The sequence below is a fragment of the Kosmotoga olearia TBF 19.5.1 genome (assembly GCF_000023325.1).
Lineage (GTDB): Bacteria > Thermotogota > Thermotogae > Petrotogales > Kosmotogaceae > Kosmotoga > Kosmotoga olearia.
This window is the reverse complement of record NC_012785.1, coordinates 1510836-1533131: the sequence shown is the minus strand read 5'-3', so window position 1 is coordinate 1533131 and position 22296 is coordinate 1510836. Positions and strand designations below refer to the sequence as shown.

Annotated in this window: 19 protein-coding genes and 1 pseudogene; 12 read left to right on the top strand and 8 right to left on the bottom strand. The window is 42.5% G+C overall.

Translation table 11 applies throughout. The features are described 5' to 3' along the window. Positions 1 to 94 precede the first annotated feature (94 nt). The gene (locus KOLE_RS07220; protein ID WP_015868775.1) at positions 95 to 871 is read left to right on the top strand and encodes an inositol monophosphatase family protein; all 777 of its coding nucleotides are present in this window, start codon (positions 95 to 97) and stop codon (positions 869 to 871) included. Here KOLE_RS07220 and rlmD read toward each other — a convergent pair. Then, complete coding sequence (rlmD, locus tag KOLE_RS07215) at positions 858 to 2180, bottom strand: 23S rRNA (uracil(1939)-C(5))-methyltransferase RlmD (protein ID WP_015868774.1); 1323 nt, start codon at positions 2178 to 2180, stop codon at positions 858 to 860. The two genes, KOLE_RS07220 and rlmD, sit on opposite strands and share 14 nt — an antisense overlap. A 9-nt stretch (positions 2181 to 2189) precedes the next feature. Next, on the bottom strand, positions 2190 to 3818 hold the full coding sequence (gene argS / locus KOLE_RS07210; protein ID WP_015868773.1) for an arginine--tRNA ligase: 1629 nt from the start codon (positions 3816 to 3818) through the stop codon (positions 2190 to 2192). 184 nt (positions 3819 to 4002) lie between these two features. On the opposite strand from argS, the gene argF reads away from it, so the two are divergent. The 6 genes from argF to KOLE_RS07180 all read left to right on the top strand — a co-directional run bounded on the left by argF (position 4003) and on the right by KOLE_RS07180 (position 10533). Beyond that, complete coding sequence (argF, locus tag KOLE_RS07205; protein ID WP_015868772.1) at positions 4003 to 4944, top strand: ornithine carbamoyltransferase; 942 nt, start codon at positions 4003 to 4005, stop codon at positions 4942 to 4944. Positions 4945 to 4959: 15 nt separating this feature from the next. Further along, positions 4960 to 5898 (top strand): carbamate kinase, encoded by a 939-nt coding sequence (arcC, locus tag KOLE_RS07200; RefSeq protein ID WP_015868771.1) that lies wholly within the window; start codon positions 4960 to 4962, stop codon positions 5896 to 5898. Between the two features lie 992 nt (positions 5899 to 6890). Next, positions 6891 to 7802: a DUF4382 domain-containing protein gene (locus KOLE_RS07195; protein WP_015868770.1), complete on the top strand. Its 912-nt coding sequence runs from the start codon at positions 6891 to 6893 to the stop codon at positions 7800 to 7802. A 71-nt stretch (positions 7803 to 7873) separates the two neighbouring features. Then, positions 7874 to 8533, top strand: a complete 660-nt coding sequence (locus tag KOLE_RS07190) for a hypothetical protein (protein WP_015868769.1) — start codon at positions 7874 to 7876, stop codon at positions 8531 to 8533. A 6-nt stretch (positions 8534 to 8539) separates the two neighbouring features. Continuing rightward, positions 8540 to 9226 (top strand): response regulator transcription factor, encoded by a 687-nt coding sequence (locus KOLE_RS07185; protein ID WP_015868768.1) that lies wholly within the window; start codon positions 8540 to 8542, stop codon positions 9224 to 9226. Next, on the top strand, positions 9223 to 10533 hold the full coding sequence (locus tag KOLE_RS07180) for a HAMP domain-containing sensor histidine kinase (RefSeq protein ID WP_015868767.1): 1311 nt from the start codon (positions 9223 to 9225) through the stop codon (positions 10531 to 10533). Before KOLE_RS07185 ends, KOLE_RS07180 begins: the two co-directional genes overlap by 4 nt. 225 nt (positions 10534 to 10758) lie before the next feature. Here KOLE_RS07180 and KOLE_RS11770 read toward each other — a convergent pair whose 3' ends face one another. Together KOLE_RS11770 and KOLE_RS11765 are read right to left on the bottom strand one after the other, a co-directional pair. Beyond that, positions 10759 to 11064 carry a group II intron maturase-specific domain-containing protein gene (locus KOLE_RS11770; protein ID WP_049753267.1) on the bottom strand — a complete coding sequence of 102 codons (306 nt, stop codon included), beginning with the start codon at positions 11062 to 11064 and terminating at the stop codon, positions 10759 to 10761. A gap of 142 nt (positions 11065 to 11206) precedes the next feature. Further along, complete coding sequence (locus tag KOLE_RS11765; protein ID WP_049753266.1) at positions 11207 to 11692, bottom strand: reverse transcriptase domain-containing protein; 486 nt, start codon at positions 11690 to 11692, stop codon at positions 11207 to 11209. A gap of 102 nt (positions 11693 to 11794) precedes the next feature. On the opposite strand from KOLE_RS11765, the gene istA reads away from it, so the two are divergent. Further along, the gene (istA, locus tag KOLE_RS07170; protein ID WP_015868766.1) at positions 11795 to 12898 is read left to right on the top strand and encodes an IS21 family transposase; all 1104 of its coding nucleotides are present in this window, start codon (positions 11795 to 11797) and stop codon (positions 12896 to 12898) included. Further along, positions 12895 to 13692: an IS21-like element ISKol10 family helper ATPase IstB gene (istB, locus tag KOLE_RS07165; RefSeq protein ID WP_015868765.1), complete on the top strand. Its 798-nt coding sequence runs from the start codon at positions 12895 to 12897 to the stop codon at positions 13690 to 13692. The genes istA and istB overlap by 4 nt, the downstream gene beginning before the upstream one ends. 47 nt (positions 13693 to 13739) lie before the next feature. On the opposite strand, the pseudogene KOLE_RS07160 reads toward istB, so the two are convergent. Then, positions 13740 to 14108, bottom strand: a pseudogene (locus tag KOLE_RS07160) (group II intron reverse transcriptase/maturase); the annotation flags it as partial. 820 nt (positions 14109 to 14928) lie between these two features. Then, entirely contained in the window at positions 14929 to 16113 is a 1185-nt protein-coding gene (locus KOLE_RS07145; RefSeq protein ID WP_015868763.1) for an ISNCY family transposase, read from the bottom strand. A 349-nt stretch (positions 16114 to 16462) separates the two neighbouring features. On the opposite strand from KOLE_RS07145, the gene KOLE_RS07140 reads away from it, so the two are divergent. From KOLE_RS07140 to KOLE_RS07130, 3 genes are all read left to right on the top strand, one after another. Next, on the top strand, positions 16463 to 17773 hold the full coding sequence (locus tag KOLE_RS07140; protein ID WP_015868762.1) for an ABC transporter substrate-binding protein: 1311 nt from the start codon (positions 16463 to 16465) through the stop codon (positions 17771 to 17773). Between the two features lie 91 nt (positions 17774 to 17864). After that, a complete protein-coding gene (locus KOLE_RS07135; RefSeq protein ID WP_015868761.1) occupies positions 17865 to 18731 on the top strand; it encodes a carbohydrate ABC transporter permease in 867 nt (288 codons plus the stop codon). A gap of 10 nt (positions 18732 to 18741) precedes the next feature. Beyond that, positions 18742 to 19581: a carbohydrate ABC transporter permease gene (locus tag KOLE_RS07130; RefSeq protein ID WP_015868760.1), complete on the top strand. Its 840-nt coding sequence runs from the start codon at positions 18742 to 18744 to the stop codon at positions 19579 to 19581. Between the two features lie 146 nt (positions 19582 to 19727). On the opposite strand, the gene proB is transcribed toward KOLE_RS07130, so the two are convergent. Together proB and KOLE_RS07120 are read right to left on the bottom strand one after the other, a co-directional pair. After that, positions 19728 to 20807, bottom strand: a complete 1080-nt coding sequence (gene proB, locus KOLE_RS07125) for a glutamate 5-kinase (protein ID WP_015868759.1) — start codon at positions 20805 to 20807, stop codon at positions 19728 to 19730. 2 nt (positions 20808 to 20809) lie between these two features. Beyond that, on the bottom strand, positions 20810 to 22054 hold the full coding sequence (locus KOLE_RS07120) for a glutamate-5-semialdehyde dehydrogenase (RefSeq protein ID WP_015868758.1): 1245 nt from the start codon (positions 22052 to 22054) through the stop codon (positions 20810 to 20812). Positions 22055 to 22296: the final 242 nt, after the last annotated feature.

Sequence of the window (22296 nt, the reverse complement as noted above, 5' to 3'; positions counted from 1 at the left end):
CTATACTGTGACTGACATTTCACCAAATTCTTGAAGGAAGTGCTTTTTCGCATGAGGTTGAGGTTTTATAATAACATCGAAAATATCTCTGGGGGTGATTCAAACGGATCGTCTGGAATTAGCTCTTAAAATAATTGAAAAAGCCGGCATTGAACTAAACGAAAACTTCACAAAAGTTAGAAAGATTGCTCATAAAAGTGATCAATTCGATCTGGTAACTCAGTTTGACCTTAGCATTCAAAAAATGCTAACAAACGAGATCCAAAAACAATTTCCTGAAGATAAAATACTGGCAGAAGAAGGCGAAGCCTCGCAAAACACATTTCAGGAGAACCAGTGGATAATAGATCCAATAGATGGAACCGTCAATTTCATTCATCGATTCCCTATCTTTTGCATCTCTCTAGCCTTTTACGGAAAAGAAGAAAAGTTTGGCCTCATTTATGAACCCCGCAACAACACTCTTTTCCATGCACTTGAAGGCAAAGGAGCTTTTCTAAACGGGGAAAGAATACACGTATCGAACACCATGAACCTCAATGAATCTCTCGTTACGCTCGGCACTTCCGTACTTGGTGCCTCAGAACTTTTAAAGCACCTGCATCGAAAGGTCAGACGCGTCAGACTCCTTGGAAGCGCGGCCATTCAAGGAGCATACGTTGGTTGGGGAGTATCCGAAGCCTTTATAGGATACAAAATGAAAATCTGGGATATTGCGGCCGCTTACTTGATAGTAAAAGAGGCCGGTGGAAGGGTAACAAACTGGTATGGTGAAGACGTAGAAGTCCACCAGACAAATGAAATGCTCTTCACCAACGGTAAAATCCTTGAGCCACTGTCAAAAATACTTTCAAGTATCAAACTCGATTGAAGATTGCTACAACCTCAACGTGGTGAGTATCTGGAAACATATCGAACGCTCTCAGAGCCTTGAGAGAAAAGCCTTTGTTGCTCAAGTATCTGGAATCTCTGGCAAGAGTAGTTGGATTACAGGAGATGTAAACAATTCTCTTTGGTAAAGCTTTCCCAATCAGTTCGATATCTTTACCGATACCAGCTCTTGGAGGATCGAGGATCACTTTATCAAATTTTTCTTCATTCTTTTCAAGAAAATCTCTGGTATCCATGTTAACAGCCTCAAGATTACTTATCATATTTATCCTTGCATTTGAAAGCATGGCTCTGGAAGAGATTTTTATTCCCTCCACTGCTACGACTTTCTTAAACATCCTTGCAAAGTAAAATGCGAAAGTTCCTATTCCGCTATAAAGGTCCAGAAAGGTCTCCGATGGCGATGGATTTAATTCCTGTTGAACGTACTTCAAAAGTTCCTCCATAACAAAAACATTCGCTTGAAAAAAAGAAACCGGTGGAACCTGAAACACAGCATCCCCGAGGGTTTCCGTGATAATCCCTTCTCCATATATAACACGGTAGGGTCCACGAAGCACAACATCATCACGGGAATTAAATACATGTACCAGTGAAGTAACTTCAGGCAATTGCTCTTTGACTTCCCGACTTATTTTATCTATTTCGGGAAAAGATTCCCTTTTCGTTATTAGCAAAGCAACAATATCACCATTACGGTTACCCCTGAGAACCAGATGCTTCAAAAAACCTCTCTTTGATTCTCTATTGTAAGGCTTTACACCAAATCTGGAAAGGATTTCCTCAAACGTCCTTCTAACCTTCCCAAATCCCTCATAACCCAGATCGCAATCCTCTACATCCACAACTTCATTACTAAACCTTTTATACATCCCAAACCCGATCTTTTTACCTTTCTGGTAAGCCACATATTCCATCCTGTTCCTGTAATGGTTGGTTTTTTTAGATGGTATCATCTCAAAATCCGGTAGTTCATAGAATTTACCGACCCTTCGAAATTGTTCCTGAACTATTCTCTTTTTCCAGAGAAGCTGGTTACTATATTGAAGACCTCCCCAGTCGCAACCCCCACAGTCGGGAAAACCCTTGCATCCTTTAATTTTTCTATCCGGTGAGGACTGAACCACTCTGACTGTCTTCCAGAATTCTACACTTTCCTTTCCTTTCAGCTTAACAGCTTCAACGGTCTCTCCCGGAAGCCCCTCTGTTAACAGCACAACCTTTCCATTTTCATCTCTGGCAAAACTGTATCCGTCAGAAATCAGCTTCTCAACTGTAAATTGCTTCATACAAGCCACCTACATACTTTCAGGCGCCGAAACCCCGATAAGGCTCAGCCCATCACTAAGAACATTCTTAACAGCTTTACAAAGTGTAAGCCTGAACATACTTAGCTCCGGCGAATCCGCATCCACAACAACGTGTTTATTGTAAAAAGCATGAAAAGCTCCCGCAAGGCTTTCAAGGTAATTCGTGAGCCGGTTTGTTTTATAATCCTCAGTAATCTGATCCAGTATCTCAGGGAAGTTCCCGAGTTGCTTTATTAAACGCTTTTCTTCTTCATTCATAAGAACTTCAGGAATCCTGGTATCTAATTTCATCCCGCGTTGTGAAGCCGTTCGAAAGATACTTGCTATCCTGGCGTGGGCATATTGAACGTAAAATACAGGATTTTCGTTGTTTTTCTTCTTTGCAAGATCTATATCAAAAAGCATGTGGGTATCAGGGTCAAACATAGCGAAAAAGTATCTCGTGGCATCCTTACCAACGGACTCGACGAGCTCATCGAGAGTGGAGAATTGCCCTTTCCTTGTTGACATCTTAATCACTTCTCCGCCGCGTTTTATATTGACGTATTGGTGAATTATAAAATAAAGGAAATCATCGGCAATTCCCAACGCTTTCATAGCTGCTCTCATTCGTGGAATATGTCCCATGTGATCAGCGCCCCATATGTCGTAAGCCCTTCTATAACCTCTTTTGTACTTGTTGTAGTGATAGGCTATATCAGTCAGAAAATAGGTGTATGTTCCATCAGAACGTACAAGAACCTTATCGTCATCATCGACAAACTTTGAAACGGCGAACCAGAGAGCTCCATCCTTTCTATATGTCAAACCCATTTCATCGAACTTTCGGAGTATCTCTTCAACACTTCCATCATCTACGAGCGACTTCTCACTGAAATAATTATCAAAGGACATCCCAAGGCGTTCAAGGGATTCTTTCATTCCTTCCATTATCTTCCCAACAGCATAACTCTTAAAGAACTCCTCGATCTCAGAGTCCCAACGATCTACAAACCTATCACCATAACTGATTTTCAATTCTTCGGCAAGATCGATCAGGTATTCACCGCGATAACCATCCTCTGGAAGCTCGTATTCCTTCCCAAAAAGCTCGTTATATCTAACCCACAAAGATCTTCCCAGAAGCTTTATCTGCCGTCCAGCATCATTTATATACATCTCACGGTGTACGCGATAACCTCTCGCCTGAAAAACATTGCAAAGCACATCACCGAATATCAACTGCCTTCCGTGGCCAATGGTGTACGGACCCGTGGGATTAGCACTGCCAAATTCAAATTGAATAAGCGTATCTCCTTCTTTTTCCCAGAATCGAGGATTATCTACAATATGAAAAAGGCTCTTTCTGTATATCGAATCGTTCAAAACAAAGTTTATAAATCCCGGACCGGCAACAGTGACTTTCAAGACATACTCTAATTCTGAAAAACGTCCAGAAAGTTCCTCGGCGATCATCTTCGGGCTTTTCCTGAGTTTTTTTGTCAGAAGAAAAGCAACATTCGTAGAATAATCTCCAAATTCCTCCGGCGGTATTTCGACCTTGAAATCTGGTACTTCATCAATTCCAAGATCGGAGACAACTCGCTTTATATCGTTCTTAAGAAGTTCTTTTATCACGATCACACCTCCATATGAATATACTCGCATAACCTCGCATACTCTTGCATACTGAAGCATAACATTGTATTGCGACAATATAATTTAATCTAAGTTTACAGAAAGAGGTTAACATGATTGAAAGCATTTTTTTTAATGGGTATCATATAAGAAGAATACCACTTTACTAAAGGAGGGAGTTTGTGTGGGAGTAAATCTTAAAGGAAAAAGCTTTCTCACTCTCTTGGATTTTAAACCGGATGAAATACGCTATCTCCTCGATATAGCCAGAGAAGTAAAAGCAGAAAAAAGAGCAGGTTTAACAACACAAAGATTTCTCGGGAAAACACTTGCCATAATCTTCGAGAAAAGATCAACAAGAACGCGAACTGCTTTCGAAACGGCTTTCGGTGAAGAAGGCGGGCACCCGGTGTTTCTATCAAAAGACGATATCCACCTCGGTGTCAAGGAAGATCTCGAAGACACCGCAAGGGTTCTCGGAAGAATGTTCGATGCAATAGCATTCAGAGGATTTAAACAGAAAACTGTTGAAGGCCTTGCAAAATGGTCTGGAATACCTGTTTACAACGGTCTCACAGATCTCTACCACCCCACCCAGATACTCGCCGACTTCATGACAATAGAGGAATATTTCGGAAGCCTCAGAGGAAGAAAACTTGTCTTTATGGGAGATGCCAGAAACAATGTGGCAAATTCCCTTATGATTGGTTCTGCTAAAATGGGACTGCATTTTGTTGCTTGTGGTCCAAAGGATCTCTGGCCTTCTGAGGAATTGGTAAAAAAATGCAGGGAGATTTCCGAAAGTACCAACGCTGTTATCGAAATAACCGACGATCCAGCTGAAGCGGTAAAGAACGCTGACGCTATCTATACAGATGTCTGGGCCTCAATGGGTGAAGAAGACAAACTTAAAGAAAGAATTGCTTTACTCAGACCTTATCAGGTAAACCAGGAATTGATGGAACTAACAGACAGAAAAGATACCATATTCCTCCATTGTTTGCCTGCTGTTAAAGGCAACGAGGTAACGAGAGATGTTATAGAAGGACCACAGTCAAGGGTATTCGAAGAAGCCGAAAACAGAAAGCATACTATTAAAGCTGTTATGATAGCAACTTTGTTGTAATGGGAGGTTTGGAGCATGAAAAAAGCAGTCGTAGCTATCGGCGGCAACGCACTGAACAAGCCCGGCGAAAAGCCAAGCGCAGAGGCAATGAAGAAAAATCTGCTTGGTACCGTCAAACATCTTGCAGATCTTATTGAAGACGGCTATGATCTGGTAATAACACACGGTAATGGCCCACAGGTTGGAAATCTCCTTGTCCAGCAGGAAATTGCCAAGGACACATTACCACCATTCCCGATCGACGTAAATGATGCTATGACTCAAGGATCAATAGGTTATCTGATAACCCAAACTCTCGGCAACGAACTGAAAAGCCGGGGAACAGAAAGACAAATAGCCTGTGTTCTAACCCAGATAATCGTTGATAGAAACGATCCGGGTTTTGAAAACCCCACAAAACCAGTAGGACCATTCTACGATGAAGAAACCGCGAAAAAACTTCAAGCAGAAAAAGGCTGGATAATGAAAGAGGATGCCGGACGTGGCTGGAGGAGAGTTGTCCCTTCCCCAAAACCTCTGGATGTAGTTGAGATTGAAGCAATCAAGGCTCTTACAGGAAATGATTTCATCCTCGTAGCCGGCGGTGGCGGTGGAATACCCGTTGTAAAGAAAGATGACGGAACACTTGAAGGTGTAGAAGCCGTCATCGATAAAGATCGCGCTTCCGCTTTACTGGCAAGACTCCTAGATGCTGATCTCTTCCTGATTCTCACAGCCGTAGACCACGCTTACATCAACTTCGGCAAACCTGATCAAAAAGCTCTCGAACGCATATCAGTCAACGAAGCCAAAAAATTGATGGATGAGGGTCACTTTGCAAAGGGCAGTATGTATCCAAAAATAGAATCCGCCATTGATTTCGTGGAATCCACCGGAAAAGAGGCGATCATCACCTCCCTGGAAAAAGTCAAAGAAGCAATTCAGGGAAAATCTGGAACACATATAACTAAGTAATTGTAATTCAAATAACGAAAAGGCCTTCCAGCTTTCTTTTTCTTATAGTAAAAGCTGGAAGGCCTTTTAATTGATGACAAGTCAGCCTTTGTAAGCCTTGCTCTATCAGCTGACAACCTTGCAAACATCTAATTTTTTCAACTGCGAAGCAGTTATCGAGTAGGAGGGGGGAGAACCCCCCGTCCTCTCACAGAACCGTGCATACGGGCCAACGTACACGGCTCATGGATTGAGTATCGGATTCTCCGACGGTGGTTGAGTACCATTATACGACCTCCGCATGGCCTTCAGAATAAGTCGCATATAACAGGATCGGTTTTCTACCCCTTTCGAGGAATATACCCAACCCTATAATGGATTACTTGCCTGCCCCAGCCATTTCAGACCACCGTCGGCATTTCAGCCTCCATTACGGGCTCCTGTTATACTCGCTTCCCTTTGTGCCATTTCCTCAACCCTTCACCCCTTCGCAAGTAACAGACCCTTTCGGTTCCTGTTACCCCCATCGCTCAAGGCGATAGTCCCTTCTCCTTTCAGAGAGGTTCAACACTACTACGGGTTCGTCTGCCATCCAAACCTGTAGAGTTGGAGCTCGGGCTTCCCCATACACGGCAAGGTTACCCACTCTACCGGCCAACACTGGTCACTTTCGTTCAGTTCCAGATTTTGCCTTAGGCTTCCTTCAGATTCACCGTTACCAGTGACACCCTTGCCCTCAGCTAATGCTTATCTCGCTCCCCGCATTCGGGACTTTCACCCTATAGTTGTATGTCATGCCGGGCACACCATAGCCCCGGCGAAGCCGGTCGCATCAATCCGGAAAGGATTCGTGCCCGCTGCGCAGCAGCTTTCTCGGATTCTCGGTTCTCGGATCTCGGTTCTATAAGTCTTTTAATTTCCTTTTAATCTCAAATGTGTATTCTAATAATGGATTCTAAATGTGTGTGTATCAACAAGAATGAAGGAGAAATTATTTTGGGGAGGTGAGTTTCATGAAAAAGATCACTGTATTACTGCTTGTTGCTATTACTACGTTGTTTGCAATCACAGGTTGTGTTAATTGGATCAATGATTTTGAAGACGAGGAAGAGGTTGGGACTTTGCAGGTCTTCCTGACTGATGCTGTCGTACCGATCAATGACATCGAGAGACTTGAAGTCCAGATAGACGAGATAGTCTTGATTGGTTCAGATGCAAGTCCTACAGAACTTGTAATAAGCGACGAATCCACCGTTGTTAATCTCCTTGATCTCGTCGGAGAAGACATTGATCTTGGAACCGTTGAAGGAACCGGCACCTATGACCAGCTACGTTTCTATGTAGGCGACGTTGCAACTATCACCGTTTTGGGCGTGGAATACCCAATAGAAGTCGTAGCAGGTAAGTTAATATGCCCATTAGAAGGACTTGATATCTCAGAAACCGACGTTCTTCTACTTGATTTCGATCTCTCCAGATCTCTGATAGTTCAGGGACGCTGGGATCCAGAAAATGTCGACAATGTTCATATGACACCTGTTATCCACTCAAGACACGGTGATGACCTCTACGATGTCACTGGTATAATCACTACCCCCTCTGCCACACCATTCCTCGTAACACTAAACCCTGTTGATGATACGGAAGAAGCAACTGCTTTGTTGTCGATGCCAGGTGAAGATGAAGATGAAAACGAAGTCCTCGCAACATTCACTCACAAAGAGTGCACTAAGTGGGAAGAAGGCGAATTCAAGTTCAAGAAAGTAGAAGACGGAAAATACATGCTCTACGTATACGATTACTCCGTGTACTCTCAGGAAGACTTTGATGTTGCTGCAAGCACAACTGAAGCCATCTTTGTGTATCCGGAGATTATCGAAGTTAATGGCGAAGATATCGATCTCGGAGAAATTAACGCGGAATAATAGATAAGAGTTTTACCGGGCCCACCTCCGTTCGGTGGGCCCTTTTTAGGTGTTATACTTTTTAGGAGGGAGTGATAGCTGTTCGCATTATATCTATAGCATTAACAATATTGGCAGTATTATCAGGATCCTTGCTGGCAGCTTCAGGGTTGTTCGACCCTGAGTTTGAGTTCGGCGTGCTGAACACTATCCTGTCTTCCGAGAATATTGGCAACATCTCTCTTGAACTAATCTTTAAAGTACAGGAACTAACAGGCGAGAATGTTCTCGCTATCTATCCGCTTTCTTCCGAGAATCAGTTATGGAGAGTCATAACTCCAACAGCCTCCATAACGATTTCCGGGGATTCTGGAAAAATTATTACAATAGAGGAGAAAAATTGTGACCTTGATCTTGGTGCGCCTGCTGTTTCCCTTGAAGATGCCTTTGCCCTGGCGTATTTACAGACAGGTGTAGAACCAATTGCCGGTTTGCTCGTAAAAAAAGGCAAAGAACTCCGATGGGAGATATTTACCCGTGATGCTGTAATAACAATAGATTCTGAAATCCCTATGGTGCTCGATGTCATCACACCAAACGAAAGAATCAAAGAACTCAAAGTAATGATTGAAAAAGAAAAGAAACCAGAACCACCAATTGTAGTACCAAAACCAGATCACCCAACCAAACCGTCAGATGACCACGAAAAACCAAAACCCAAACCGCCCGGCGGGAAAAAGGACGGTAGGTGAGACCCGGTGAAAATACTGGTTGTTGAGGACAACAAAAAACTTGCAGAAAATATAAAAAAATATCTTGAACTCGAAGGTTTCATCGTTGACCTGGCATATGACGGAAACGAAGGTCTGGATCTCGCGCTTTCCTATAACTACGACTGTATAATACTGGACATAATCTTGCCCGGTATGTCAGGCATTGAAATTTGTCGTTTTTTGAGAGATGAAGAAAAGAGCCAGGTACCGATACTGATGCTCACGGCACTGGGCAGTGTGGAAAATCGGGTGGAAGGACTTAATGTCGGTGCTGATGATTACATGCCAAAACCCTTTGACCTTAGAGAACTTGTGGCAAGAGTCCGTGCACTCATCAGGAGAAATCAGGTTGTTCGTCAGGAAACTCTCAAATACGGCGACCTTGTAATGAACCTGCAAACCAGGGAAGTCAGCTGTAAAGGGGAACCTCTGAATCTCAGCAGTAAAGAATTTTCACTCCTTGAGCTTTTCATGCGTAATCCTGGTGTCGTATTTAGCAGAGAACAAATTCTTGATAAGTTATGGGAAAGCGGGTTCGAACCGCGCAGTAATATCGTTGACGTTTATGTGCTCTACCTGAGAAAAAAGCTCAAACCTTTTGGTTACGACGAAAAAATAGAGACAGTTCATAACATCGGGTATAGACTCAAGAAAGAAGATGATAAAACGTGACTTTAAAAGCAAAGATCTCTCTGCTGTACCTTATTGCGTACGGTTCATCTTTGCTTTTTTTAGCCGCCTTTCTCTACGCTATCGTATACGATCTGAAATATCGAGAAGTCGACAATAGATTGCTGGCTTTTTATGGAAATATCGTTAGAGCATATACAATAGGAAATGCACCCCGTACAGGGCTGTTAAATCTACCGGGTAGTGAAGACCTGGGATTTGAAATCTACAAGAACGATAGGCTAATTGCTTCTTTTCGCATTAAAGGTGGTTTATTCAAAAACGTGGAAGCCCCAGGTACTGGATTCGGTAATTACGGAAATTATCGCTACTATATCTCAGAAGAATCGGTCAACGGTGCTCAATACAAGTTCGTGGTTGCTCACAACCTGGCACCCATTAGGAATTTCCTCAAGAATCTCCTGATTGCGTTGATTGCAGGTTCCCTTTTTGTCGTGATATTGATAACACTTATAGGAATATTCATAACCAGAAAGCTACTCAATCCGATTGGAGAAATCGGAAAACAGCTTGAAGAGATCAGCCACACAGAAATAGACGGGAGAAGGGTGAATGTAAAAATCACCGGTTCAGAAATTGCGAGGCTTCAAAGCGAGGTTAACAAATCACTTAAAAGGCTTGAACTACTCATCAAAGACGCCAAAGCTTTGTCCGCTAAAATCGCACACGAATTGAGAACCCCTCTTTCAGTTCTAAAATCAACTCTCCAATTAGCCTTAGCCCGCAATGATTCAGTTGACTCCATGAAACGCTCACTCAAAGAAAGCCTCCGCGAATTAGATAACCTTATTCAAACCTCAAACGATCTATTACTAATCTCCAACATCGAAAAAGGGATCGTAAATAGGTTTAAACCTTTCGACCTTTCGCAGACAGTTCTGGATGTGATAGAAAATCAAATGGTCCTTAATCCCGATAAACAATTCCACATAAACGTTCCACCAGCTGTAACGTTCAACGGGGTAGAAACTCTGCTCGCACGTGCCGTTGCCAATCTCATAGAAAATGCCGTCAAATACTCCAGGGAAGGCACAATTGAAATAAAACTCAAATGCGATGACAAATCTATCATTATTGAAATTATTAATCCCGGTGAAGAGATTCCTCCTCAAGAGCTTGAAAGAATCTTCGAGAACTTCTACAGGAGAAAGAACGTGGATAAAATAGAAGGTTACGGGCTTGGCCTGTCGGTTGCCCGGGCTGTTGCAAAATTACACGGTGGCGATGTAATTTACAACTACAAAAATGGTCTAAACTGTTTTGCGATCTACCTTCCGAGAATCAGTTAAAAGCCGGTAAGCCCGGCTTCGCCGGGGGTGAACCTCGAAAAACAGCAGGGTCAAGAGATGGCGCCTTAGGTTTAGGCAACACCTATCCGGTTTCTCCCCGTTTCCTTCGGGAGTGCCTCACTAGTATTGCCGTACCCAGGTTTCCATCTCCTGCCACATCAAACCGTACGTGCGGTTTTCCCGCATACGGCTTTCCTGTCTGCTTCGTGCCAAGGGTTATGTGACCTATCGGTCTGGAAGTGCTTTCGGGATGTAATATCGTATTTCGTAGTCGTTGTATATTCCGGTGATTTTCTGTATCTCTTCCCTACTCCACCTTTTCCAGCCGAATCCTTCCCTGCCTCGGGACCTCATCATATGCCTTCTGAGTTTCATTTCCACTCTCTGTCTTACATATCCGAAGCATTTGGAGGAATGACCTATCCGGAAGTAGTTCAACCATCCTCTGAGTATTGGATTTACTTTTTCAACCACCTTTTCGACAGATTGTGACCGATTCTTTCGGAATTCGTGCTTCAGTTTTGTCAGCAATCTCCTTCTTGCCTTTCGGTTCGGTTTGTAATCGGGTCTCCATTTTCCATTCTTGCTTTTGACCCGTCTGAACTCAAACCCGAGAAAGGTGAAGCTTCCGCCTCTTGCCAGGTCAACAATTTTGCTTTTCTCTTCATTTACTTTAGACCTGCAATTTGTCGAATTCTTCCAGCAGTCTTTTGTGAACCTTTTCTGTCAGACTATTGTTAGTTGGATTGACTAAGACAACCAGGTCATCTGCATATCTGGCGTATGCTATTTTGTCTCCTGTTACTGTTTTGGCTTTTTCCAGCATTTTATCCACATCGTTGAGGTATATGTTGGCCAGCAGTGGCGAGATTACCCCGCCTTGAGGGATTCCTTTCTTTCCCGCCGTTTTGCAGATGAGCTTCAATAAATGCATGACCTTTGGATCGTTGACCCTCTTCGCTACTTTTTCGAAAAGTATATGGTGTCTCACGTTGTCGAAGAACTCACTGAGGTCTAAATCTATTACCGTTGTTTTGTTTTCAGTTATCGCCCTTGCCACCGCGTGTATGGCATCATGTGCTTTTCTTTTCGGTCTGAATCCAAAGGAACCTTCCTGGAAGTCTGCTTCGAAGATTGGTTCGAGGATGAGTGTCGACATCGATTATAAAATAGTAAAAACGTCGGTCAAAAATGAGCAAAAACATCGGTAAGAATTGAGTAGTAACATCTGAATATCTCAGATAGAAAAGGAGGTATTCAGATGTTAACGGAAAAGCAGGTCTTTGAAATCAGAATATTGTACAGAGAGGGGTTAAGCAAGCTAGCAATAGCCAGGCGCCTTGGCATTGCTCCCAACACCGTAAAGAAATATCTTGAAAAGGAGTGGTGTCAAATGGCAAAAAGAGGTTCGAAACTGGATCCTTTCAAGGATTACATCGAGAAAAGGCTCCAGGAGTATCCCGAACTTACAGCGACAGTGTTGTTTAAGGAATTGGTGGAGAGAGGTTATACCGGTAAACTGACAATACTCCGGATGTATGTGTCCTCAATAAGACCCAAGGGGAAACCTGAAATTGTTGTCAGATTCGAAACAGAACCTGGTAGACAATTTCAGGTTGATTGGGGAACGGGTACAACGGTTATTGCAGGCGAAAAGACGACCGTTAAGTTCTTCATTATGGTGTTGAGCTATTCACGGATGCTGTACGCGGAGATAGTACCAGATGAAAAGCTTGAGACCTTGATCCAAGCTCATCTGCATGCCTTTGAGTACTTTGGTGGTTATCCCTCAGAAGGTCTGTACGACAACATGAAAACCGTTGTAAAGAAGCTTCAGAAACAGAAGGAATACAACGCCAGATTCATGGATTTTGCAAACTTCTACGGCTTTAAAGTGATTACTCACAGGCCATATAATCCAAAAGCCAAAGGAAAGGTCGAGAGGTTGGTTCCTTACGTAAGGGAGAATATTCTTTACGGCCAGAGTTATTCGAGCCTAACGGAATTGAAGAACGTATTAAGAGATTGGTTAGCAATAGCAAACCAGCGACTCCATTCCGAATTAAAAGAAACCCCTCTCGAAAGATTCGAGAGGGAAAAGAATCACCTAAACAAACTAAGTAAATCGTATCCGATTCGCAGATTAAATACAAGACTCGTAAGAGACAAAGGCCAGATAGTCTACAAAGAAAGGGCATACCATGTTGGTAAAAAATACACAGGGGAAAGAGTCAATCTCCAGGTGGAAGGTTCACTACTGAAGATATACGATGGCGATGAACTCATTACAGTACATCCCTTGAAAGACCAGGTAGAAAAAAGGTCTTTGAGAGAATACCAGGCTCTTGTGGGTGATGCGGTATGAGCTACGAAAACGTACACAGCCTGTTGAAAGAACTGAAACTGGAAGGAATCTCCAGGGTACTGGATTCTTCTCTTCAAAACTGGAGTAAAGGGGATAAAGACGTTCTCGAATTGATTGAAGAACTACTAATAGCCCAGAAGAAAGAAAACGAGAACAAGAAATACATAACGGCTCTCAGATACAGCGGATTACCTTTCCACAAAACCCTGGAAGAATTCGATTTCAGTTTCCAACCCAGTATAGACAGAAAACAGATAATGGAATTGAAGACCCTGAGATTCATGTACGAAAAAGAGAACGTGGTATTCCTTGGACCTCCTGGAGTAGGGAAAACACACCTGGCGGTAGGTCTTGGAATGGAAGCCCTAAGGGAAGGAAAGAAAATATACTTTGTTAACGCAATAACATTGGTGGATCGATTAAAGAAAGCTTTTATTGAAAGACATCTGGAAAAAACCATTAGATTCTACAAATCCCTTGACCTCCTAATAATAGACGAACTGGGATACCTGCCACTGGATACAGAAGGAGCGAAGCTATTCTTTGAACTAGTAAGCCAGAAATACGAACAAGGAAGCATAATCCTGACATCCAACAGAAGCTTTACCGAATGGGACAAGATATTCGAAGACGAAGTATTAGCAACAGCGGTATTAGATAGACTCTTACATCATTGTACAATTGTCAACATTCGTGGAAAAAGCTACAGACTGAAAGAAAAACAGAAAACGGGGCTTGTTGGTATACAGACGACGATTGATAGAAGTGACAAACTACGCAAATCTGATCGATGAAACTACGCAATTTTGTTCGATGTTTTTATGCTTTTTTGGTCGATGTTGACAATGAGTTTTAATGCTCCCTGTACTATCCGGTCTCTAATCGCAGGTATCCTCAATATCCTTTCTTTTCCGTTGCCTTTTGGAATTCTAACTTCTCGGTATTTCAACGGAAAATAATTTCCATTGAGGAGTTCCCCTCTTAACCCTTGAAGATATTCTTCTACTCCAAGTTCTTCTATCTCTTCAAAGGTCATTCCATCCACGCCTGGCGCTCCGTTGTTTCTTTTAGCCATTTTGTACGCCTGTTTGAGGGTTTCCATTTTGCATACATGAACGTACAAACCCCAGAAACGCCAGTCCGGTTCAGCCTTCGCCTTGGCATATATCCTCTGCCTCAATTCCTGCAGGGTGATAGGCGTTTTCCTCATTTTCGCCTCTGCCTCCTTTTTGTTAGAGAAACTACAAACAGCAGGGTTCCTTCGCTCTAGAGGCATTACCCTCCTTCATCGCTACTACGAACCCATCCGCCACCCTCTCATCTTTCAGCCAATTTCCCATTCTGGTTATATGGCCTACCTTTCTCAAGGGATTTCTCCCAGGGATGAGGAGGGCTTCTCCAGTTGCATTGTGCACCCTTGTATTCGTGCCGTCGCTATCACCCCGCCAGAATGAATCCACGTTTCATCCAGTTTTCGTGAATTCATGTTGCCTTCATCCCTGTACCATGGATTCGGCTTCCGGGAATAAGGGTTTCGAGGCTACCTGTGCGTTCACTTTCGTTACGGCCCGGATACTCCCTCACCATCCTTCCGATGGCTTTGTCGTCAGGCTTCAAGAGTTCAGTTTCCTTCCCCCTTGCTGACCAAGCTACAAGGTTCTGGCTTTTGCCTTGGTGGGTTTATCTCCCACTGAATGCACTTGCCTTTTCTGGACACACGGTACTGCCCTTTTTTTGAGGGATAAGCCTGACCCCATAAGGAGCGCTGATTCCTTCGGGTAGAAAAAAGCTTTGGTTGCTGGTTGCCAGTTGATAGTTGTTAGTCTGTAATTCTTGGATTTTCTACCCCCAAACCCACTCTTCAATATCCTGCTTCGCTCTTTGCTCTTACTACCTCGGGAAGGGCTTGGTTTTTTCCTAGATCGCGGTCTTCGAATATCCTACTGCTAAGATTTTTTCGGGTAACTCGAAATCCGTAATGCCTCAAAAATAAATCTACTTGAAATAGGATGGACGCCTCAAAATAGAATCTACTTGAAATTGAGAGGGACATAGTTGAGGATCCCTCCTTTCGATTTATCAATCTGGATGTTCACTAATTGTTCTTGGAAATGAGTTATTATACTCTTGAGTTTGTAAATGTCTAGGGCTTCGTGTTGTTTGCGAAGCCTGTCTTTTGTATTTTGGTCAACCCAGGGTGATTGCATGATCCTTTCGTATGGTGTAGTAGGGCGGTCGTATTTCTTGCTTACCTTGTTTCCTTTTCTAATTTTCTCAATGATTTTCTGATTTGGCTGAAAATGATTATTGTACAGATTCAGAGACGCATACAACTCCTTTAGTATTTGGAATTCTTCCTCTGTGTCGTATCTGTAATATCCAACGGCTCTTCTTACAACAGACCAGTTCTTTTGTTCGACATGACAATTATCATTCTTGTTGTAACTCCGGGTTCTGGTGAATAGAAGCCCTTCATCTTCACAATAACGGTATATGTGTCTATTAATAAATTCTGATCCGTTATCTGAGTGAATACCTAATAAAGTGAAGGGAAGCGTTTTCCTCAACTGAATTATAGCTTTTAATGTCCAAATTTGCGCTTTGTTTCTTATTGGTGCCACTACACTCCAACCACTTGCTACATCTACCATGTTGAGGCTGTAGCAAAAATCACCACTTACACTCCCGCCATCATGCCCAACGAGGTCAATCTCAACAAAGCCTGGTCTTGTATCGTCCCACTCGTAATGTGTTTTTATTCGTATGTGCTTTTTCAGAAGTGTTCCGGGTTTTGTATGAGATCGTCCTTTGAGTTCCATCTTTTTCCTCTCGCTGGATAACAATCTATCGATAGTGGAAGCACTTATATTAAGAAGCTTCCTCTTTGTTTCTTCAGTCAATGTTAGATGCCCATTACGAACAAGATTATCTATTACTTCGTCCATCACTGCTTCGAGCCTTTTACCACATGGAAAATCCATTATCTCCCATATCTTCACGAGTTTCACGAAGACTTTGTGATCATATTTTTTCTTTCGACCCTTTTTCTGGCTGGGTGAGGTTGTCTTTCGCTTTTTTGAAGCTCCTCGTAGTAAAAACGATGCATAACTACGATTATATTTGGTAACTCGGGTGAACTCTTCTAGAATTTCGGATTTTTCCTTTTTGCGAGCTTTCCTGTACCTTTTTGAATAATCTTCCACCACATTTTTCATATCTAACCTCTTCATCTTCTCGCCTACCTTCCCGGGTATTCGAGAAGATTATCCCTCTTTTTTGAGTAGATTTATTTTTGACGCAACGTTCCCTTTTCGAGTAGATTTTTTTTGAAGCAATTCGAAATCTTGACTTTGTACATCACATTTTGCTATACTAAGAGCAGTGGTAGAGACCAAAGAGAAAACCACCGCACTAATTTGTTGCGGTGGTTTTTCTTTTAACTGATATACCAAAACGTTGATATCTTGTTTTTTTGGAGTAGCAAAAACATCTATAAATCTGTTAATATATTTTGTTCTTGAGTGGGGCGTCTTTCGTGCGCCTAATTTTGGGGGAGGTGTTTGTATGAGAAAGTTTTTTCTGATTGTATTGTTGGTAGCCCTTTTAGCAACTCTTGGGCTTGCCAAGGTAAAAATCCAGTTCTGGCATGCAATGGGAGGCTGGAGGATAGCGCTCCTCCAGGAAATGGCAGAAGAATTCATGGCTCAAAATCCAGACATCGAAGTTGAAGTACAGTATACAGGGGGTTACGGTGATACAATCAACAAGCTGAATGTCGCCGTGCAGTCGAACACAGCACCACATGTCGTTCAGGGTTATGATATCGCTACACAAATGCTCATCGATGGACAGATTGCTGTCCCGATGCAGGACCTTATAGACAAGGATCCTGACTTCGATATCAACACTTTCTTACCACAGGTACTTAACTACTATAAAGTAAATGGAAAACTCTATTGTATGCCATTTAATTCTTCGAACCCCATTCTCTACTATAATAAAACCCTCTTTAAAAAAGCTGGGCTAGATCCAAACAAACCTCCAAGAACCTTCGAAGAACTGATTGAATACGCCAAGAAATTAACTATTAGGGATGAAAAAGGAAACATAATCCAGGCTGGGATCACATGGAACCTCCACAGTTGGTTCTTTGAACAATTTATGGCTGTTCAGAATGCTCCACTTGTTGATAACAACAATGGTAGAACCGGAAGGCCCACGAAGGCTGTTTTTAATTCTGAAGCAGGTTTAAGGTTCTTTAAGTTGTGGTATGATCTGACGAAGAATGGATACATGATCAATACGAAGGTTCACGATTGGACCGGCGCCAGGAATCTCTTCATATCACAGAAAGTTGCCATGTTGATAAGTTCCACTTCTGACGTTAGGTTGATGGTAGATTCCTCAAAGGAAAATGGTTTCGAACTTGGTACTGCTTTCCTCCCGAGACCAAAAGATGCCGAATCAGGTGGTGTAGCCATAGGTGGAGGGAGCCTATGGATCATTGCTGGACATCCCAAAGAAGAAATTGACGCTGCCTGGCGTTTTGTCAAGTTCATGGCTGAACCGGAACAACAAATAAAATGGCACAAAGGTACCGGTTACTTCCCGGTTCGGAAAGACGCTATAGAGACTTTATTAGCCAGCGGATACTACAGTGAAAATCCTCACAATCTCACCGCAATCCTGCAACTTCTCCTTTCGACTCAAAATTACAACACAAATGGTGCTATAATCGGTGCTTTTGCTGAAGTTAGATCAATTGTAGAGAACTATGTACAGAAGATGCTCAACGGTGATATGACACCTGAAGAGGCATTGGCGGCTGCAGAAAGGGAAGCTACTAAAGCAATAAGAGAATACGAAGGTTATTGATAAAATTTGATTTAGTCCGTTCGGGGCGGATATATCCGCCCCGATTATAGTTCTATTTCAAATTTTTGTGTGTCGTATTGGGGGTGCAAAGATGCGGAGATGGGTACCATACCTCCTTCTCATTCCTACATTTTTGATCATCGTGCTATTTATTTATATACCAGCCGGATATTCTTTGAAAAATAGCTTTTACAAAGTTCTTCCATTTGGTAGAGGGATGCGCTACGTTGGATGGAGGAACTTTCAAAGGCTTTTTGAAAATCCGGATTATATACATTCGGTTGTTTTTACGCTGATCTATGTAGTTGTTTCCGTCACGATTACTATTTTCCTTGCATTCATAATCGCTTTATTGTTGAGTCAAAAGCTACCTGGAACAAGAGTTTATAGAACTCTTCTTTTTGCACCTTATGCGATTTCCCCAGCTATCGCAGGAACCTTATGGACATTTTTACTGAATCCTGTTGTGGGACATGTGAGCTACTTTTTCCAAAAGGTTTTCGGACTTCAAGTCGAGTGGTTGACCACCAAGCCTTATGCTTTCTATGCTTTGATATTTGCAACAGTATGGAAAATGCTTCCTTTTGATATGCTTTTCTACATCGCAAGTATCCAAGATGTGCCCGGAGAATTACTTGAGTCTGCCACTCTTGATGGAGCCAAAACCATGACCAGAGTATGGAAAATTATTTTTCCTTTAGTTTCCCCGATAACCTTTTACCTCGTAATAATGAATGTTGTGACGACGATGTTTTCGTCTTTTGCGATAATCGATGTCATGACGAAGGGGGGACCCGGAAATTACACAACAAATATGATTTACAGGTTATACCTTGATGCTTTTTACTTTCAGAAAGCCGGAGTTGCTTCCGCACAAAGCATCATTTTGATGGCGATAATGATAGTGGTTACCATAGTATATTTTACTTTTGGCGAACGCCGTGTCCATTATCAATGAGGTGAGGCCTATGAGGATCTCTTCTAGAAAACGAATGAACACGATTTTAAGTGAGACTGTTCTTATAATAGTATCCTTTATCTTTATATTGCCTTTAATATTGGCAGTGATCATGAGTATACAACCGCCTCAGAGTGTTTTTTCATTTCCACCCAAATTCTATCCCACGGGGTTTCACTGGCAAAATTATGTTGATGCTTTCAAAACGGTTCCGTTTGGAAGGTTACTTTTAAACAGTACATTGGTTGCTATTATGATCACGGTTGGAAAATTAATTACAGGAACGCTGGCAGGCTATGCTTTTAGTAGTTTCAAATTCTTTGGAAAAAACTTTGCCTTCGCATTTCTTTTTGCCACACTGTTTTTACCTGCTGAAACGCTCATGATTGTTCCTCTCTTCTCTATAATGAAAAAATTTGGTTGGGTGAATACTTATTGGGCTTTAACAATACCTTTTATGGCAAGCGCAACCAACACTTTTTTGATGCGACAGCATTTTTTAACAATCCCCAAAGAACTCGAGGATTCTGCGAAGATAGACGGCGCTGGACCAATGACGTATTTTGTGAAGATTCTGCTCCCGCTTTCCAAATCAATGATAGGTGGAGCTGCTATTATAAATTTTGTATATGCTTGGAATTTGTATTTATGGCCATTGATAGTTACTATGGAAGATAGAATGAAGACCGTTCAAATTGGCGTAAAGATGCTAATAGACGCCGAAGGCGCCAACAACTGGGGAATTATCATGGCTGGAACGGTTAGTGCGGTGTTTCCGACACTTCTTATGTTTTTCCTATTACAGAGTGTCTTTGTGAAGAGTCTCGTAAGATCTGGAATCAAGGGTTAATCCTTGTCTCATTATTGGGGGTCAGACCGGATGCTTTTTCGTACAACCCACAACCGACAACGATGATGAGCGAAGCGAGAAGTAACATCATTGTCGAAGGCAATCCTAGCATCGGTCAGCTCTACTGGATTCCAACATCGCAATTATCAATTATCCCGTTTCCATAGGTTATCGATATGTATAAGAACCTTACTGCAAGAATATCCGAGCACATCTTCCAGTTGGTCGCTCTTTAGACCAACTATTTTTTTTGCTTCTGCGGATGAGAAATTTATAATTCCTTTTCCGAGGAACGTACCATCATCTAATCTGATTTCTACAACATCCCCGGCTTGAAAGTCCCCTTCTATGTGAACAACACCAACGGGAAGGAGGCTGCGGTTGTTTTCGATTGCTATTTTTGCTCCTTCATTGATGAAGATACTGCCTTTTGGTTTTGAAAGGAATCCAATCCACGCTTTTTTGGCTTTTATAGGCCCAACCCTTTCGAATACGGTTCCAGTTTGGCCGGTGAGGACGAATTGTGCAATATTTTCTAGTTTTTTCCCATTACAAATAGAAGTTTGTATCCCCGCTGCGGCTGCAGCTCTGGCTGCACGGATTTTGGAAGTGATTCCCCCAGATCCCCAGCGTGAAGAGGCGTTTTTGGCAATCGCCATGTTTGTAGTATCCTCACGGTAAAAAGGTATTACTTTCCCATTTTGGTCTATAACTCCATCTACGGAGGTCATCAATAAGAGATAATCGGCATTCCATCCAATTGCAAACATTGAGGCAAGAACATCGTTATCCCCGAACATGATTTCCTCGGTTGCCACAGAGTCGTTCTCATTTACTATGGGCAGAATTCCCATTTCTGTGAGACCGATTAACGTGTTGCGAAGATTCAAAAAACGTTTGCGATGACTGAAGTCTTCGCGTGTAAGCAGGATTTGGGCTACTTTGATCCCGTAAAAGCTCATAGCACTTTCATAGAGTTTCATAAGCTGCACCTGTCCAACAGCGCACAAGGCTTGCTTCATGTAGAGATCCGCTTCCTGTGCATTGCTCTTGTTGAGATACCCATACCCTGCGGCACGTGCACCTGAAGACACTAGAACTACCTGATGTCCTTCAGACATTAAATTACCGATTTCACGACAGAGTTCTACTATATATCGTTTATCTAGCTGACCGTCTTGTTGCACTAACAGGTTGCTACCAACTTTTATGGTTATCTTTGCCATAATTATCTCCTCACGTTGTAATCACCAAGAATCACGTATTTATAAGTGGTCAAGCCTTCGAGTCCTACAGGCCCTCTTGCGTGGAGTCTCTGCGTACTGATTCCGATTTCACCGCCGAAGCCAAACTGCCCACCGTCAGTGAATCTGGTGGATGCGTTCACGTAAACCGCAGCGGCATCGATATTCTCAACGAATTTTTTTGCGTTGAAATAGTTCTCCGTAAGGATCGCCTCAGAGTGACCGCTTGAATATTTCTGTATATGGGCTATCGCTTCATCCAGTGAATTGACCACGCGAACGGCCAAAATGAGGTCGAGAAATTCGGTTTCCCAATCAGAATCGGTTGCGGGTTTAACTTTTATAAATTTCTGTGTCTGGCTACATCCCCTAATTTCGACACCTTTCTTTGAAAGGCGATCTGCCATCATAGGGAGGAAGGCTGCTGCAATACTTTGGTGCACCAGAAGTGTCTCAACAGCATTGCAAGTTCCCGGGCGCTGGGTTTTTGCATTGTCCACAATTTCTAAGGCTTTTTCAAGATCCGCAGAATCGTCTACGAATATGTGGCAGTTACCAACACCCGTTTCAAGTACCGGTATGGAGGAATTTTCAACGACGTATTGAATCAACCTGTTACTACCGCGGGGAACGATAAGCGAAAGATACTCCCGAAGTTTCAACATCTGTTCTACCAGTTTTCTGTCTGTGCTTTCAACAATTTCAATTGATTCCACGGGAAGAGAACTGCGAGAAAGTCCCTCTTTGATCGCTTTTACGATAGCCATATTGGAGTGAAATGCGTCCGAGCCACCACGCAAAAGGATTGAATTACCTGTTTTTAGGGCCAGGATAGAAGCTTCTACGGTAACATTTGGCCTGGATTCATATATTATTCCAATCGCCCCGATGGGAACCCTGACCTTACTTATACGTAAACCATCACTTTGCACCCAGGAAGCGATAACCTCACCTACGGGATCTTTAAGACCTGCAACACGGTGACATGATTGAATCATGTCATCGATTCGTTTTTGATTCAAAGCGAGACGGTCAATTAAGGAATCTCTGATTCCCTTATCTCGTGCTTCCTTTACGTCCATTTTGTTGGCTTTAAGAATGGCATCTTCCTTTCTTTTGAGCGCAGCCCCAATCTGAAGTAACGCTTCATTCTTCTGGACGGTTGAAACGGATTGAAGTTTTATGCTGGCTTTTTTCACCGAACGTGCTTTTTGGATTAATTCTTCCATTTTTTCATCCCCCTTTATCCCATTCTCGGGATTTATCAACTGTTTAATCAATACGAGATCTTGGAATTTTTTGAATTTTACAGTTTTTTTATGAAATTGCGGTTAGAAGCAATTTAAGGAGAAGCGATATTCAAGATTCGAGAACGGCTAACACCGTTGATGTTTGGGTTTGTTTACGGTAATTATGCTGGGAGCGCCTGCTAAAAGAGCGAGATTGGATGTTAGGTACTAGAGAATTGAAA

Bases quoted from the DNA above. Each gene is read 5' to 3' on its own strand.
- rlmD (WP_015868774.1), bottom strand. From the start codon at position 2,180: ATGAAGCAATTTACAGTTGAGAAGCTGATTTCTGACGGATACAGTTTT.
- arcC (WP_015868771.1), top strand. From the start codon at position 4,960: ATGAAAAAAGCAGTCGTAGCTATCGGCGGCAACGCACTGAACAAGCCC.
- KOLE_RS07195 (WP_015868770.1), top strand. From the start codon at position 6,891: ATGAAAAAGATCACTGTATTACTGCTTGTTGCTATTACTACGTTGTTT.
- KOLE_RS11765 (WP_049753266.1), bottom strand. From the start codon at position 11,692: ATGTCGACACTCATCCTCGAACCAATCTTCGAAGCAGACTTCCAGGAA.
- istA (WP_015868766.1), top strand. From the start codon at position 11,795: ATGTTAACGGAAAAGCAGGTCTTTGAAATCAGAATATTGTACAGAGAG.
- istB (WP_015868765.1), top strand. From the start codon at position 12,895: ATGAGCTACGAAAACGTACACAGCCTGTTGAAAGAACTGAAACTGGAA.
- KOLE_RS07145 (WP_015868763.1), bottom strand. From the start codon at position 16,113: ATGAAAAATGTGGTGGAAGATTATTCAAAAAGGTACAGGAAAGCTCGC.
- KOLE_RS07140 (WP_015868762.1), top strand. From the start codon at position 16,463: ATGAGAAAGTTTTTTCTGATTGTATTGTTGGTAGCCCTTTTAGCAACT.
- KOLE_RS07135 (WP_015868761.1), top strand. From the start codon at position 17,865: ATGCGGAGATGGGTACCATACCTCCTTCTCATTCCTACATTTTTGATC.
- KOLE_RS07130 (WP_015868760.1), top strand. From the start codon at position 18,742: ATGAGGATCTCTTCTAGAAAACGAATGAACACGATTTTAAGTGAGACT.
- proB (WP_015868759.1), bottom strand. From the start codon at position 20,807: ATGGCAAAGATAACCATAAAAGTTGGTAGCAACCTGTTAGTGCAACAA.
- KOLE_RS07120 (WP_015868758.1), bottom strand. From the start codon at position 22,054: ATGGAAGAATTAATCCAAAAAGCACGTTCGGTGAAAAAAGCCAGCATA.